Genomic DNA, 13,935 nt, shown 5'->3' on the forward strand with positions numbered 1-13,935 from the left:
GAAGCGACGGCCTTTTTGCGTAACCATGTGTTCTTTTTTTCCGTCAGCGGCAGAGCTTGTTTTCCGTGGCGGTGTTCCAGGGGCGGCAGTGACCGAGATCGCAGGCTTTTTTCAAATCGGCGCAGGCGTCGCCGTTGCGCCCGTCGAGAAAGGCTCCCGCAGAGCGGTACACGTAGATGAGCGGCTCGTTGGGATTGATTTTTTCCGCGTAGGCGAAGTCGCGCTGCGCGCCTTCGGGCTGATGCTGCTTCAGGCACACCAGACCGCGCGTGGCGTAGGCTTCCGCCGTGGGAGAAAGACGGATGGCCCGCGTGGCGTCGTCGAAGGCTTCGTTGAAGTAGCCGAGATCGCTCAGGGCCAGGCTGCGCATGAGGTAGGGCGCGGGATCCAGCGGATCGGCGTCCACGGCTTTGTCGAGCAGAGCGGCGGCGCGTTCCGGATTCGTGCATTCGCCGGAAGGAGTCCAGTATTCCATGGCCTGCGAAAGATAGGTCTGCGCTTCCGGCGACACGCCGAAGGTCGGCTTGCGGTCGGGAGATTTTTTGGCTGTTGCGGGGGGCGGCGTGCCGTCGTCGTCGCCGAGGAAGGGCAGAGACGACATGCTGCAGCCGGAGAGCAGCGCGAGGCAAAGAACGCACAGAGCGAGATTCTTCATGATTTCTCCTGCAGAGACTGCCGGGCCGGAGCCGTGGAACGGCGCTCCAGCAGATGATGGGTGTATTCCATGCGGGTGAGGTCGCTGACGGCGTCGCCGCCGCAGATGCGCTCGTAGAGTATGTCGAAGGCGCTGCGGGCTCTGGCCTGCGTCTGCTGTTCCACGGTGGTGAGTCCCACGCGCGAAATGCGGGAGGAGGACAGATTGTTGAATCCGCACACGCTGTAGTCTTCGGGCACGCGGAAGCCCTTGTCCGCAATGGCGTCGAGCACGCCGTAGGCGATGAAGTCGTTCACGGCCACGAAGCCGGAAATGCGGCTTTTCTTTTTCAGGCATTCCGCGGCGAGCTCGTAGCCTATGCGCTGTTCCAGATCGATGCTGTTGAGTTCCTCGTGCGGAGTGTAGTCTCTGGTGAACACCTGAACGGAACAGCCGGGGTTTTCGGCATAGACGTCCTTCACGCCCTGCAGCCTGCGCAGACGTATGGCGTTGGTGGCGTTCATCATGGCGGAAATGAAGGCGATGTGCCTGTGGCCGAGGCTCAGCATGTGGCGCGCGATGAGCACGCCGGCGCTGTAGTTGTCGAGCTCCACGGTGTCGATTTTGGGGCTGGAGTTCTTGTCGCCCATGACCACGACGGGAATCTTGCCGTTGAGTTTTTCCACCTTGCGCAGGCTCTGGGGGGTGAGCGTGAAGATCATGCCCGCGGCGCCCAGCGCCAGGGCCATGTTCATGACTTCCTCTTCCTTTTTGGCCTCGCGGTAGGTGGTGAAGATGAGCGTGGAAAAGCTGCGTTCCTCGGCGGCCTGCTGAATGGCCTGCACCAGCCCGGAATAATAGGCGTTGGCGATGTTCGGCGTGACGATGAACACCACGTTTCTTCCCGGCAGGCGGCCTTTGGCGCGCCGCGAGGGCGCGCGGTAGCCGAGTTCCTTGGCGGCCTGACGCACCTTCTGCACCGTTTCCGGGGAAAAGGACACGTCGGCCCGGGCGTTGAGGATCATGGAAACGGAGCTCAGCGACACGCCCGCGTTGCGGCTCACGTCTTCCAGCGTCACTTTTTTCTTGGCATTCACGGCGGTTCTCCAGAAAAGGAAGCTAACGGCAAGCCCGGTTTTCGTCAAATGGCCGAGAGCGTCTTTTGGAGAAAAAAGAAGGGCCGGGATGACGGAATTCCCGGCCCTTTCGGGGATGAACGCGGGGGAGCAGGCTCCCCCGTGCCATCAATGTTTCATGTTGCGCCACGAGGTGACGACGGAGCCGTCGTCCTGCTTCGTGACGTCGAGCATCTTGTCGGCAAGAAGCGGATTGGTGAAGGTGTAGTCCGCACGCTTGTGATTGCCGCGGGTTTCCTTGCGCTCCAGCGCGGAGCGCATGATGCATTCGGCGCAGTCGAACAGGTCGAGCACTTCCGCCGCGCGCATGAGGGTGTGGGAGCAGGAGGCCTTCATGCTGGCGTTCGTTTCCTCGCGCAGCTGGGCCAGGTAGCCGAGACCGGCCTTGAGCAGCGTTTCGGAACGCACGTTGTAGGGGCCCACGTTGGCGTAGTCGCTCATGATCTGGGTGAGGGCGATGTTGGCTTCCTGCCATTCCGCGCCGATTTCTCTGTCCATGAAGGAGGAGAGCAGTTCCATCTTGGCCTTGATGGCGGGATTCGCGGCGAGATCCGCACTGCCCCTGGCCGAAGCGGCGTCGGCCGCGGCGGCGTGACCGGCTCTCCAGCCCATCCAGGCGGCGAGGCCGAGGCCGCAGCCCGCGTTGCCCACCATGTCGCCCGCGGCGTAGAGGCCGGGCACGGTGGTCTGTCCGTTCTTGTCCACGTCGAGGCCGCGTCCGTGCAGGATGGGCTCGAAGCGGGTGAATTCCACGGCGTGCTTCGCCGGATCAATGCCCTTGGCGTCCATGTAGGCGATGAGGGCGGAGAGGCCTTCGTCGAACATGGCCTTGCGCATGTAGGCCAGAGTTTCGGGCGTGTTTTCCGAGCAGTCGAGGTAGGCGGGGCCGCGGCCGTTGTGCATGACGTCGAGGAAGGCGGAATTCCAGATGTCGGAGGTGACGTCGCCGTATTCAGGATCGGGCTTGGTCACGAAGGGGCCGAGCGGCTTGCCGTCGGGGTAGCGGTACACGCCTATCCACGTGGCCTTGCCTGCGCGCTGCAGGTACTTGGTGCCGGCGTGGGTGTAGGGGATTTCCATGTTCACCATGCTCGCGCCGATGCGCCAGCCGAGGGCCTGACCGCCGGCGTTGTTGGGGCAGTGGGCGGTGTTGAACAGATAGTTGGGCGTGGAGCCGTTGACGTAGAGCCGATGAGTGAGGCCCGTGGACAGAATGACGCAGGGAGCGCTCACCAGCACGAACGAGGGTTCGGGCTTGCCGGCGTCGATGGCGAGCGCGCCGCAGACGCGGCCGTTTTCCTTGGCGAGCTCCACCACGGGATGGTGATTGAGCACGGTGACGCCGTGTTTCTTCATCTGTTCGGCGAGCACGGCCTTCTGCTTGCGGCCGTCGAATTTCAGGAAGGCGCGGGGCTTGCCGGGCAGGGCGTGTCCCTGGAAGTTCCAGCGGCCGAGGGGACGCATGTTGATGCCCCATTCTTCCCACTTCTTCACGATGTCGAAGCTCTCCAGAAGGTGCAGGCGCATGAGTTCCACGTCCTTGGCCTGTCCCACGAGGCTGTTCATGAGGGCGGTGAGCACGGGTTCCACGTCGTCGCCGTGGACTTCGGGAATGTAGCAGCTGAAATGATCGTTGCCCGTGGCCCCGGAGCCGGAACGCTTCACATGGCACTTTTCCAGCACGACCACGCGCTTGGCTCCGCCTTCGGATGCCGCAATGGCGGCCATGGCCCCGCCGATACCGCCGCCAACGATGACGACATCGGCTTCAATAGTCTTGGAAACAGGAATCATGACTTCGCCTCCTGGGGTTTAAGGGAGTCGGCATCGACGTGCAGCAGCGTGAACGCCAGAGGAATACGGAGCGTGATGGCGCCCTTGGGACAGTCGAGCACGCAGGAGTCGCAGTGCCAGCATTCGTCCGGGAATTTGACCTGAGGCATTTTGTCCTTGGAGCGGTCGAACACGAAGATATTGGAGTTGCAGATATCGGCGCAGGTTCCGCAACCTACGCATTTACTGGGATCAATAACGGGAGGCATGACGTTTCTCCTTTGATGTGCGGGGAGCGCCGCCCCTCGGGGCGGCGCTGCAACAGGGGGCTAATTCCAGCACTGACGCCATTCGGTGCGGACGGTGCCGTTTTCCTGCCAGACGTCGAGGAACTTGTCGGAGAGCAGGGGGTTGGTGAAGGTGTAGTCGGAGCGCATGTGCATGCCGCGGGTTTCCTTGCGTTCGAGGGCGGCGTGCATGATGATTTCGCCGTTGTCCATGAGGTCGAGGGTTTCGATGGCTCTCATGAGGCTGTGCGCGTCCGGCACGGAGATTTCGTTGATCGCGTTCTTGCGCAGATCGGCCATGTACTTCAGACCGGCGGTGAGCAGCGTGGCCGAACGCAGACGATGCGGACCCGCAGCGGCGTAGGAATCCATGATCTGCTGCACGGCGAGGTTGGCTTCCTTCCAGGCCGCGCCGCTTTCACGTTCCATGAAGCTGCTGTAGAGCTGAGCGCGTTCCGCAACCCAGGGCGAAGTTTCGGCATTCTTGAGCTCGCAGGAGGCGGCGGAAGCGCCGGCGTGACCGCCCGCAATCCAGCCGTACACGGCCGCGCCAGCGATGTCGGCGCGGAAGTTGCCCACCATGTCGCCCGCGGCGTAGAGGCCGGGAACGGAGGTCTGGCCGTCGATGTCGATTTCCAGGCCGCGGCCGATGATGTGCGGCTCATACTGCATGAATTCCACGGCGTGCTTGGAAACGTCGAGGCCGGTGCGGTCCATGTAGTCCACCAGCGTGGTAAGTCCTTCGCTGATCATGCCCTCGCGCATGAAGGCGAGGTCTTCGGGCTTGGTCTGGGTGCAGTCGATGTAGGCGGGGCCGCTGCCGTTCAGAAGCACGTCGGTGTAGGCGGAGTTCCACACGTCGCAGGTGATGTCGCCCACATAGCGGGTGGCTCTGTCCACGAAGGGGCCGAGCAGCTTGCCGTTGGGATAGCGGTACACGCCTATCCAGGTGGACTTGCCCGCGCGGGCGAAGAACTTGGGACCGGCGTGACGGTTGGGCATTTCCATGTTCACCATCTTCGCGCCGATGCGCCAGGCCTGCGCCTGAGCGGCGCCCGTGCAGGCGGGGCAGAAGGCCGTGTTGAAGGGCCAGCCCGGCGAGCCCGCGGCCGGATACAGACGGTTGGCCGTACCGGTGGAGAGCACCACCTTCTTGGCGCGGATGACGGTGAAGCTGGGCGTATCCTTGGAAACGTCCAGAGCAAGCGCGCCAGCAATTTCGCCGTCGATCTTGATGAGGTCGATGACGGGCATGTGGTTGACGATTTCCACGCCTTCCTTTTTGGCCTGTCTGGTGAGCACCTGCTTCTGATTGTGACCGTCGTACTTGAGCCAGATGCGCGGACGGCCGGGATAGGCGTGCCCCATGAATTCGTAGTCGTCGCCGAAGGGCTTCATGTTGATGCCCCATTCCAGCCAGCGGTCCACCATGTGGATGCTCTCTTCCAGGAAGCGCAGGGAGAGCTTTTCATCGTGGTAGGCGCCCACGAGGCTCTGACGCAGTTCCTTGAGAATGACGCGGATGTCGCTGCCGTGGGCCTTGGGGTAATAGCAGGCAAAGTGGTCGTTGCCCGTGGCGCCGGAACCGGAGCGGCGGGTGTCGGCCTTTTCGGCCACCATGGTCTTGGCTCCTGCGCGGGCGGCGGAAATGGCCGCGCACAGACCGCCTATACCGCCGCCGACAACCAGGACATCAGTGGAAAGGGGAGGATTGAATGCAAGCATGGCTGACTCCTAGGCGTGCAGGGTGTCCGCATCGACGTGCAGCACCATGTAATTGAGGGGAAGGCGCAGTTCCACGGCATGAGCCGGGCAGTCGAGAACGCAGGCGTTGCAGTGCCAGCATTCTTCCGGGTAGGCCACCCGGGGCGTCTGCCCTTTTTCATGCTTGAAGATGTTCATGGGGCAGATGGTTGCGCACATGCCGCAGTGAGTGCAGCGGTCGGCATGGATGATGGGAGGCATGGAAATCTCCTTGATGCGGTTGACCTACATGAGGCTGGGAATGAGGAGGGAAATCGAAGGGAAGGCGATGATGAGCGCAAGGCAGAGGAACAGGGCCAGCACAAAGGGCGTGGCCGCCCGGAAGATGAGTCCGAGGGGCACGTCCGCCACGCCTTTCATGACGAACAGGTTGATGCCGAACGGCGGCGTTATGGACGCCATGTTGTTCAGGATGGCGAAGATCACGCCGAACCAGACCAGATCCCAGTGGAAGCTCTTGGCGATGGGCAGGAAGATGGGCACCGTGATGAGGATGAGGGGAATGGCGGGCAGAAAGCAGCCGAGCACGCACATGACGATGACGATGACGCACATGACCACGATGGGAGCCACGTCGAGGGAGGCGATGGAGTTGGCGAGCATGGTGGGCATGCGGGACATGGTCATGAAGTAGCCGAGGATGGTGGCGCCGCCGAGCAGAGTGAAGCACATGGCGGTGAAGCGGCTGGATTCTTCCATGGACTTGCGGAAGTTGGACCACTTCAGCCTGCCCATGACGAGGCCGAGAATAAGGGTGCCCGCCGCGCCGATGGCGCCGCCTTCGGTGGCGGTGAACAGGCCGCCGTAGATGCCGCCGATGACGAGAATGAACAGCAGCACGATGGGCAGACCGCCCTTGAGGGAGGAGACGCGTTCGGCCAGAGGAGCCTTTTCGCGGCGGGGAGCCAGATCGGGATTCTTGAGCACCATGAGCCATACGATGCCCATGAAGCAGACCATGCAGAGCAGACCGGGCAGGATGCCGGCCATGAACAGGTCGCCGATGGACTGTTCGGCCAGCACGCCGTAGAGAATGAAGGTGGTGGAAGGCGGGATGAGCGAACCGATGGTGCCCGAGCAGGAAAGGGTGCCGAGGGCGAGCTTGTCGTCGTAGCGGGCCTTGCGCATTTCGGGCAGGGCGATGGCCGACATGGCGATGGTGCCGGAGAGCGTGTCGCCCACCACGGCGCCGAAGAGGGTGCAGGCGGCCACGGTGCCGATGGCGAGGCCGCCGCGCATGTGGCCTATCCAGGCCGTGCCGAGTCGGTAGAGATCTTCGCCGAAGCGGCTGTAGTAGCAGGCGTAGCCCATGAGCATGAAGGACATGAGGGGCGCCCAGGTGTAGTTGGAAACGGTGTTGAACCAGGAGTTGCCGAACATGTTGACGCCGGCCAGCTGTCCGCGCAGCACGCAGACGAAGAGCAGGCCCGTGGCCATGAGGGCGAAGCCGATGGGCATGCCGAGGAAGAAGAGGGTGAACAGCACGACGATGCCCACGATGCCCACGTGCAGGCCGCTCAGGCCCATGATGCGGTGGGTGCCGAAGTACCAGGCCACGAGCAGGGGAATGACGGCGAGGGCCACGCCGATGAGGATTTTCGTACTTCCGGCCTGACGCAGCATTTCCAGCAGAGAAACGAGGGTGTCGCGCACGAGGGCGAGGAAGAGCAGGCACACGCCGGCCACGCCGAGGAAGATGAAGGGCGCGTAGGGAATGCCGAGAATGGGGGTCGCCTTCTGGTTGGTCATGCCGTAGCGGGTCATGGCGTAGATGCACATGGCTATGGTGAACATGGACCATACCGTGGTGGCGAATTCCAGCGCGGCCTTGGTGTCGGGCTGGAGCTTGTGGGTGATGATGTCCATGTTGATGTGCGTTTTCGTGTACTGGGCGTAGCCGGTGTACGAGAACACGATCATGGCCATCATGAGGCCGGTGATTTCCACGGTGCCGTCGAGCGGCCTGCCGAAGAAGTAGCGGAGAAAGACGTCCGCAAAGGTGATGACCACCATGAGGAAGAAAAAGAAGATACCGACGTTGCCGCACCAGCGCAGCGGCTTTTCAATGAATGCGCTGGAGGCGCATATCTTTTCGAGCAGGGGGTATTCGCGGGGCATCGTTGACGTTGACATGGGCTCTCCCGAAAAAGGCGAAGACGCAGACTGAGCGCGCTCTCGGCGCGGAGGGTCGGAGAAGAAAAGGCGGAGCGGGCCTCGGAAAGTCGCAGCTGCCGGGAGTTCGTCGGCAGGGCGGAGAGTCCGGGCCGCGCTGTCCGGGGCAAGCCTCTCCCGGGCATGATCCGGCAGCGCCGGCCCGCTCCTTGGGGATCATTACTTTACGGTTTCCAGATATCCCTTGTAGATGGGGGAATCCGCCCACTTGATGCCGAGCTTGCCTTCCAGTTCGTAGAAGGTCTTCTTGACGTCGGCGCCGGGGAGGCCTTCCTTGTTGAGGGACTCGAACCATTCATCGACCGGAGGCTGCATGAGTTCGCGGGCCTTGGCGTAGTCGGCGTCGGAGAACAGGATGAATTCCTTGCCGCCCATGTCGGCTCTCCACTTCTTGGTGGCTTCCACGTCCACGCTTTCCCAGTAGTTGGCGAAGGCCTTGTCGGCAAAGTCGCCGGAAACCTCGTCGAGCACCTTGCGCAGATCTTCGGGCAGGGAGTCGTACACGTCCTGATTGATGACGCAGTAGAACAGCGTGTTCTGCACGGCGAGCTCGGTGACGTACTTCAGGCAGTCGCCGTAGCGGCGGGAGACCAGAAGTTCGGGAGACATGGTGGTGCCTTCAATGACGCCCTGCTCCATGGCGGAGTAGATGTCGGAAAGAGGCAGGGACACCACGGTGACGCCGAGCTTCTTCAGGCGTTCGGCGATCATGGCGCTGTTGGCGTTGATCTTGAGGCCCTTGAGGTCTTCGAGCGTGCGGATGGGCTTGGTGGTGGTGCCGATGACGAGCGAGCCGCTCGCGTGGGTGAAGAGCAGCTTCACGCCGTCGAGTTCCTTGAGGGCCTGGGGATACTTGGCGTACAGGCCCTTGACCAGGGCGGTGCCGTCTTCGAGATAGAGTTCGGGGGAGGAGATGGAAAGGATGCCTTCGTGGAAGGGGAACTGGCCGGAATTGGCTTCGTAGGCGCATTCGGTGATGTCCGCAATGCCGGACTTGACGGATTCAAAGGCTTCGGCGCGGGGGCTGAGGGCTTCGGCGAAGTAGGGTTCGATCTTCAGTCTGCCCTGACTGCGCTTTTCCACTTCCTGCACCCAGGCCTGCAGGGGGCCCTGCCAGCGGGTGTGGATGGGCGGAATGGGAAGGTTGAGGCTCAGCACGTATTCGGGAGCCGCCTGCGCGGATGCGGGAATCATCATGCCCAGAGCCAGCAGGGCGGAACAGAGAAACTTGCCAGCGTTGTTCATCGAGACCTCCGGGGCGGTCGCGGAAAATCACGGCTTGAAGTGTTTTCCGGACGCGTTGGAATGAGTAGGGAAAGCTTGCTTGTTATTTAATTAGCAATAATTGTGCCATATTATAATATTTTGTAATTACAAATGGTTATGTAAATACTTTGTTTTTAATTTATTGTAAAAACAGCATGATTATGCTATAAACGCTAAGTGAAATTGACATATCCCCCGGAGGGGAGGAACAATATGGGCGATTCGGGATTTTATTCGGAAACGGCGGCAAAATCCTGTCTGGTCATGTACCGCATGGGCGGCCTCAGACACGTGCTTCTCTACCTGCACGACTTTCTGCGGGGCAGGCTGCCCGTGGTGCGCATCAACACGATCTATTGCGACAAGGACGCCCGGTACATCGTCAACATGGCCGACACCAGCACGGTGAGCGTTTCCAACAAGGCCGCCGGCTCCGCGAGGACAAGGCCGCTGGTCATGAGCGAGATGATCGCTTCGCCCATCATTGTGGGCGATCTTTCTCCCTATCAGCACGATCCCGAAGTGCTCAGCAATCCGCAGTGGACCGACATGCCCTATCTGCATCACGTTTCCATGCTGCGGCTGCCGCTCTTTGCCAACAGCACGAGCGTGTTTCTCATCAACTTCTGGTCGGACGAAAAGGGAGCCTTCACGCAGAGCGATCTGCGGGCCTTGTCGCGTCTTCTGAAGCCGCTTGCCGAAGAGCTGCGCATCAATCTGTCGGACATGAAGATGCACGGCGCGCGGCCGCCGGTGAAGAGCGAGGTCACGGGCATGGACAAGCTCAGTCTCAGCCCCGGACTGGTGCGCGTGCGGCAGATTGTGGAAAAGGTGGCCCGCAGCGACGCCACCGTGCTGATTCTGGGCGAAACCGGCTCCGGCAAGGAAGCGGTGGCCGACGCCATTCAGCAGACCTCGGCGCGGCGGAGCGAGCCGTTCATCAAGGTGAACTGCGGCGCCATTCCGGAAGAGCTGGTGGACAGCGAGCTGTTCGGGCATGAAAAAGGATCGTTCACCGGCGCGTCGGGAACCAAGGCGGGCTACTTTGAAATGGCGGACGGCGGCACGCTGTTTCTGGATGAAATAGGCGACATGTCGCTGTCGTCGCAGGTGCGTCTTCTGCGCGTGCTCGACACGGGGCAGGTCCGGCGCGTGGGCGCGGCCCGGGAAATTCCGGTGAACGTGCGCATCATTGCCGCCACGCACGACGATCTGCCGCGCAAGGTGGTGGAGGGGCGGTTCCGCCGGGATCTGTGGTATCGGCTGTCGGTGCTGCCCATTGCCGTGCCGCCGCTGCGGGAGCGGCGCGACGACATTCCCATTCTTGTGGAACACTTCATGCAGATGAAGGCGCACAGGCTTGGTCTGCCCTACCTGCCGCATGTGCCGGAAGAGGAAATGCGCGCGCTGCTGCGCTACGGCTGGCCGGGCAACGTGCGCGAGCTGGAACACACCGTGGAGCGGGCGCTGATTAAATTCAGCCTGGAATCCGCGGCGAAGAGCGTGCATTTTGAGATCATTTCCCTGCCCGATCCCCTGTCGGAGCAGCAGGGCGGCTCAGGACGGACGCTGCGCCGCCGGGACGAGTGGCCCACGCTCCGCGAAATGGAGGAACGCTACATCCGCGAGGTGCTGGAACATTGCGGCGGCAAGCTGACGGGCACGGATTCGGCCACGAGCCTGCTGGACATCCACTACACCACGCTGCGTTCGCGCATGCGTCACATGGGGCTTCTCGATGACGACGAAGGCTCCGTTTTCACGGGGAAAACGGAGCCCTGAAGTCTGCGGCGGGGAGAGCGGGGGAGGCGGAAGCGCGAAGCTTCCGCAGAGAATCAGAGGGTTCTTTCCAGACGGTAGCTGGGCTGACGACCGCGGCCTTCAAAATTGAGCTTGTAGGTCTTGCCCTTTCTGGTGACTTCCAGAATGCAGAACTGATTGTCCTTGCGGACGTCGAGGCCCTTTTCCGCGCTGGTGACGTCCCAGGTGCGGTAGTCGTTCACGCCCACGTTGCCGTTGAGCACCACGTAGTGAATGCCCTTGATATTGGAATAGCCGCCCTGATGATCGTGACCGGAAATCACGGCCAGCACCTTGCCGCTTTCTTCCAGCACGGCGCGCACGGCCGAGGCGTTCTTGATGTTGTGATCCTGCGTGTCCACGCGGTCGAGCGTCTGATGGCTGAACACGAGCACCGGCTTGTCGGTCTTGCCGAGATCGGCCTTGAGCCATTCCATTTCCTGCGGGGGAATGATGGTGTCCACCCAGGTCCAGAAGGTGTCTTCCGGGGTGTTCATGTCGTAGGGACGGAACTTGCCGGGCGTGTAGTCGGCGTCAAGCACGATGCAGTGAACGCCGTCCGCGTCGTAGGAGTAGTAGGTCCTGCCCTGCTCGATGCCGGTGTTGGTCACGCCGGACAGGAAGGCTTCTCTTTTGAGATTGTCGAAGTCATGGTTGCCGAGCACGTGATAGGCGGGGCCGCCGAACGAGGTGAACAGGGACTCTATTTCGCGGAGGTTGGCGGCGGGATCGGTGCCCGGGGCGAGGGTGTCCACGAAGTCGCCGAGCTCGATGATGAAGGCGGGCTTTTCCTTCTTCATGGCGTCGATGAAGACTTTCATCTTGTTCATGGAGGCGGAGTACACGCGGGTGGTGCTGTCGGCCTTGGTGGTTCTGTGCATGTCGGTGATGATGCCGGCCTTGAGCAGACGCTTTTCGTCTTTGGCTTCGGCGGCGGAGGCTCCGGTCAGAATGCCGGCGGCGGCGCAGGCCGTGGCGGCCATGCCCATCTTCAGAATGTCGCGGCGGGCAATGTTGTTTGCCATGCTTTGTCTCCCGTGATTGACGTTGTTGTCCTGTATGACGAAATTTTTTGTTTTAATTTTAAGAGAAGGCGACCTTCAGGCGGGCCCGGCCGTCGTGTTCTGCAATCGGACCTTCTTTCCGGAGTACGCAGAGCGTCGGCATCGCAGGACTTGTAGACTACATGAAACGTCCCGTCCTGAAGGAACTTGCCCTCGATGCGTATTGAGCATCAGAATCATGAAGCCATGATGTCGGCAGTATGGAGATATGGTAACGCCGGAAACAGTTCGGGGCAGGCGCTGCGGGAGAAGCGCCTGCGTCGCGCTTTCAAACACGCGCGGGGATGCGGCGGCTTCGGCGTTTGCGAAGATGAGAAAACGGCGCGTTACGAAGATCGGGAGCGCCGTTTTCAGGGGAGCGATGATCGGCCGCATTGAGAACAAGGCGGCGTCGGAGCGGGAAATGGCGTGAGGATGCGTTGCAGAACACGCTCCCCGGTCGGCAGGGAACGACGGGGAGCGTGCGGAAGGGAACCGTTCCGTCCGGAACGGTCGCCGGAGGAAGACGCGGTCATTGCAGACCGTACTGATATTTGACGGACAGGGAAACGTGGATGGGGTCCGTTCCCAGAATGTCCGGTCGGCGGACGACGCCGCTTGCGGCGGCGACGGCGCGAAGGGCGGAGGCGTCGAGTTCCGGCCTGCCCGAGGAAACCACGATGCGCGCGTCGTGAAAGGTTCCGTCGGCCGCGATGGTGAAGGCGCACAGCGCCACGCCTATGAGCGAGGTGTTGCCGGCGTCGAGCCTCCGGGCGTGAACGGCGTTGTCCACGTCGTCGAGATAGCGCAGGTAGATGCGCCGCTTGCGGTCGAGCTTTTCCGCCTCTTCCCTGTCGCTTTCCGCGGAAGATTGAAGGCCGGTGCCGGGCAGCGAGCCGCCGCGGGCGAGGGTGGATTCGCTTTCCATTTCCAGCACCGCGCGGAAGACCGGGGCCTCTTCCTGCGGCGAGGCATGGATGAGCGTGAGGGAAAAGTGCAGAAAAAGCGACAGCGCAATGCCCGTCCAGAGTCGTTCGCCGTCCGTCATGCCGTTACCTTTCTTCCGGTCGCGAGGTGGCCACCATGAGTTTTTCTCCGCCGAGCATGCGCACTTCGTCCACCACGAAAACGAGCGCTTCCACCGGAGCCTTCGGGCTGGCCTTGAGCACGAGCTGTCCCGGTTCCTTGCGGAAGCCGCGCACGATGTCCTGCAGCTTGTAGCGCAGAAATTCCCGCTCCACGGGCACGCCGTCGCAGAAGAAGCTGCCGTCCTCCTCAAGGCGCACTTCCACCACCTTGCCCGAGAGCGCCCGGCTCGACTGCGCGGGGGGCAGGTCGATGTCGAGCCCCCGCACGGCAAAGGCCGAAGCCACAATGAAAAAAATGAGCAGAATGAAGATCACGTCCATCACGGGCGTGAGGTCGATGTCGGTGTCGGGGCTTTTGCGCGGACGCAGATTGATCATCAGCCGTCACCCTCCGAGGCGAGCACGGCGTTGGCCGTTTCCGACAGGGCCTCGGCCGCCTGCTGCACGCGCGTTTGAAAATAGTGCAGGAAAAACAGCGACGGAATGGCGATGATAAGGCCCGCCGCCGTGGTGATGAGCGCCTGCCAGATGCCTCCGGCAAGCTGATTCATGTTGACGCCCGCCTGCGCGTTCGCGATCTCGGAAAAGGTTTCGATCATGCCGAGCACCGTGCCGAGCAGGCCCATGAGCGGAGCGAGCCGCGCCAGAATGGAAAGCAGCGGAAGACGCGCTTCCAGCGCCTTCACCACGGCCTCGCCCTCGATGCGCAGCGCGGCCTCCTTTCCCGGGCCGTCTGCCGAAAGCAGGGAGGCGAAGCGGCGCAGACGCTCCACCTTTTCCAGTTCCGCGATCAGGGGCGCGCGGTTGCCTAGCACCGCCTCTTCAAGCAGCGCGGACGCGCTTCGCGGAGGAAAGCGGAATGAGGAGAAGAGCAGCAGGCGCTCCACGATGATGGCCGTTGCCGTGATGGAAATCAGGGTCAGCGGCCACATCATCCAGCCGCCCATCAGCAGTATGTCCATGGGCCTCTCC

The 13,935-nt window shown here is 62.1% G+C and carries 13 protein-coding genes; 1 reads left to right on the forward strand and 12 read right to left on the reverse strand.

Annotation, left to right across the window (positions count from 1 at the left end; translation table 11 throughout):
- Nucleotides 1–43: 43 nt before the first annotated feature.
- The 8 genes from Q0K02_RS05000 to Q0K02_RS05035 form a co-directional block, all read right to left on the reverse strand.
- Nucleotides 44–655: a hypothetical protein gene (locus Q0K02_RS05000; protein ID WP_294485614.1), complete on the reverse strand. Its 612-nt coding sequence runs from the start codon at nt 653–655 to the stop codon at nt 44–46.
- Nucleotides 652–1,731: a LacI family DNA-binding transcriptional regulator gene (locus Q0K02_RS05005; protein ID WP_294485616.1), complete on the reverse strand. Its 1,080-nt coding sequence runs from the start codon at nt 1,729–1,731 to the stop codon at nt 652–654. The genes Q0K02_RS05000 and Q0K02_RS05005 overlap by 4 nt, the downstream gene beginning before the upstream one ends.
- 147 nt (nt 1,732–1,878) lie before the next feature.
- The gene (locus Q0K02_RS05010; RefSeq protein ID WP_294485617.1) at nt 1,879–3,564 is read right to left on the reverse strand and encodes an FAD-binding protein; all 1,686 of its coding nucleotides are present in this window, start codon (nt 3,562–3,564) and stop codon (nt 1,879–1,881) included.
- Nucleotides 3,561–3,812, reverse strand: coding sequence for a ferredoxin family protein (locus tag Q0K02_RS05015; RefSeq protein WP_294485618.1), 252 nt, complete (start codon nt 3,810–3,812; stop codon nt 3,561–3,563). The genes Q0K02_RS05010 and Q0K02_RS05015 overlap by 4 nt, the downstream gene beginning before the upstream one ends.
- A 60-nt stretch (nt 3,813–3,872) precedes the next feature.
- A complete protein-coding gene (locus tag Q0K02_RS05020; protein ID WP_294485620.1) occupies nt 3,873–5,555 on the reverse strand; it encodes an FAD-dependent oxidoreductase in 1,683 nt (560 codons plus the stop codon).
- 9 nt (nt 5,556–5,564) lie between these two features.
- Nucleotides 5,565–5,795, reverse strand: coding sequence for a ferredoxin family protein (locus Q0K02_RS05025; protein ID WP_294485622.1), 231 nt, complete (start codon nt 5,793–5,795; stop codon nt 5,565–5,567).
- Between the two features lie 24 nt (nt 5,796–5,819).
- Entirely contained in the window at nt 5,820–7,727 is a 1,908-nt protein-coding gene (locus Q0K02_RS05030) for a TRAP transporter large permease subunit (protein ID WP_294485624.1), read from the reverse strand.
- A gap of 198 nt (nt 7,728–7,925) precedes the next feature.
- A complete protein-coding gene (locus tag Q0K02_RS05035; RefSeq protein ID WP_294485625.1) occupies nt 7,926–9,011 on the reverse strand; it encodes a TRAP transporter substrate-binding protein in 1,086 nt (361 codons plus the stop codon).
- A 234-nt stretch (nt 9,012–9,245) separates the two neighbouring features.
- On the opposite strand from Q0K02_RS05035, the gene Q0K02_RS05040 reads away from it, so the two are divergent.
- The gene (locus tag Q0K02_RS05040; RefSeq protein ID WP_294485627.1) at nt 9,246–10,814 is read left to right on the forward strand and encodes a sigma-54 dependent transcriptional regulator; all 1,569 of its coding nucleotides are present in this window, start codon (nt 9,246–9,248) and stop codon (nt 10,812–10,814) included.
- Nucleotides 10,815–10,867: 53 nt separating this feature from the next.
- Here Q0K02_RS05040 and Q0K02_RS05045 read toward each other — a convergent pair whose 3' ends face one another.
- The 4 genes from Q0K02_RS05045 to Q0K02_RS05060 all read right to left on the reverse strand — a co-directional run bounded on the left by Q0K02_RS05045 (nt 10,868) and on the right by Q0K02_RS05060 (nt 13,925).
- Nucleotides 10,868–11,857 carry a metallophosphoesterase gene (locus Q0K02_RS05045; protein ID WP_294485628.1) on the reverse strand — a complete coding sequence of 330 codons (990 nt, stop codon included), beginning with the start codon at nt 11,855–11,857 and terminating at the stop codon, nt 10,868–10,870.
- Between the two features lie 550 nt (nt 11,858–12,407).
- The gene (locus Q0K02_RS05050; RefSeq protein WP_294485629.1) at nt 12,408–12,923 is read right to left on the reverse strand and encodes a TonB family protein; all 516 of its coding nucleotides are present in this window, start codon (nt 12,921–12,923) and stop codon (nt 12,408–12,410) included.
- Nucleotides 12,924–12,927: 4 nt separating this feature from the next.
- Nucleotides 12,928–13,341 carry a biopolymer transporter ExbD gene (locus tag Q0K02_RS05055; protein WP_294485630.1) on the reverse strand — a complete coding sequence of 138 codons (414 nt, stop codon included), beginning with the start codon at nt 13,339–13,341 and terminating at the stop codon, nt 12,928–12,930.
- Nucleotides 13,341–13,925, reverse strand: a complete 585-nt coding sequence (locus Q0K02_RS05060; RefSeq protein WP_294485631.1) for a MotA/TolQ/ExbB proton channel family protein — start codon at nt 13,923–13,925, stop codon at nt 13,341–13,343. The genes Q0K02_RS05055 and Q0K02_RS05060 overlap by 1 nt, the downstream gene beginning before the upstream one ends.
- Nucleotides 13,926–13,935: the final 10 nt, after the last annotated feature.

The organism is uncultured Mailhella sp. (genome assembly GCF_944324995.1).
In the GTDB taxonomy this organism is placed as follows: Bacteria; Desulfobacterota; Desulfovibrionia; order Desulfovibrionales; family Desulfovibrionaceae; genus Mailhella.

What these genes read in the sequence shown, in the direction of transcription:
- Q0K02_RS05020 (WP_294485620.1), bottom strand. Translation starts at nt 5,555, where the DNA reads ATGCTTGCATTCAATCCTCCCCTTTCCACTGATGTCCTGGTTGTCGGC.
- Q0K02_RS05035 (WP_294485625.1), bottom strand. Translation starts at nt 9,011, where the DNA reads ATGAACAACGCTGGCAAGTTTCTCTGTTCCGCCCTGCTGGCTCTGGGC.
- Q0K02_RS05025 (WP_294485622.1), bottom strand. Translation starts at nt 5,795, where the DNA reads ATGCCTCCCATCATCCATGCCGACCGCTGCACTCACTGCGGCATGTGC.
- Q0K02_RS05000 (WP_294485614.1), bottom strand. Translation starts at nt 655, where the DNA reads ATGAAGAATCTCGCTCTGTGCGTTCTTTGCCTCGCGCTGCTCTCCGGC.
- Q0K02_RS05045 (WP_294485628.1), bottom strand. Translation starts at nt 11,857, where the DNA reads ATGGCAAACAACATTGCCCGCCGCGACATTCTGAAGATGGGCATGGCC.
- Q0K02_RS05060 (WP_294485631.1), bottom strand. Translation starts at nt 13,925, where the DNA reads ATGGACATACTGCTGATGGGCGGCTGGATGATGTGGCCGCTGACCCTG.
- Q0K02_RS05030 (WP_294485624.1), bottom strand. Translation starts at nt 7,727, where the DNA reads ATGTCAACGTCAACGATGCCCCGCGAATACCCCCTGCTCGAAAAGATA.
- Q0K02_RS05010 (WP_294485617.1), bottom strand. Translation starts at nt 3,564, where the DNA reads ATGATTCCTGTTTCCAAGACTATTGAAGCCGATGTCGTCATCGTTGGC.
- Q0K02_RS05050 (WP_294485629.1), bottom strand. Translation starts at nt 12,923, where the DNA reads ATGACGGACGGCGAACGACTCTGGACGGGCATTGCGCTGTCGCTTTTT.
- Q0K02_RS05055 (WP_294485630.1), bottom strand. Translation starts at nt 13,341, where the DNA reads ATGATCAATCTGCGTCCGCGCAAAAGCCCCGACACCGACATCGACCTC.
- Q0K02_RS05040 (WP_294485627.1), top strand. Translation starts at nt 9,246, where the DNA reads ATGGGCGATTCGGGATTTTATTCGGAAACGGCGGCAAAATCCTGTCTG.
- Q0K02_RS05015 (WP_294485618.1), bottom strand. Translation starts at nt 3,812, where the DNA reads ATGCCTCCCGTTATTGATCCCAGTAAATGCGTAGGTTGCGGAACCTGC.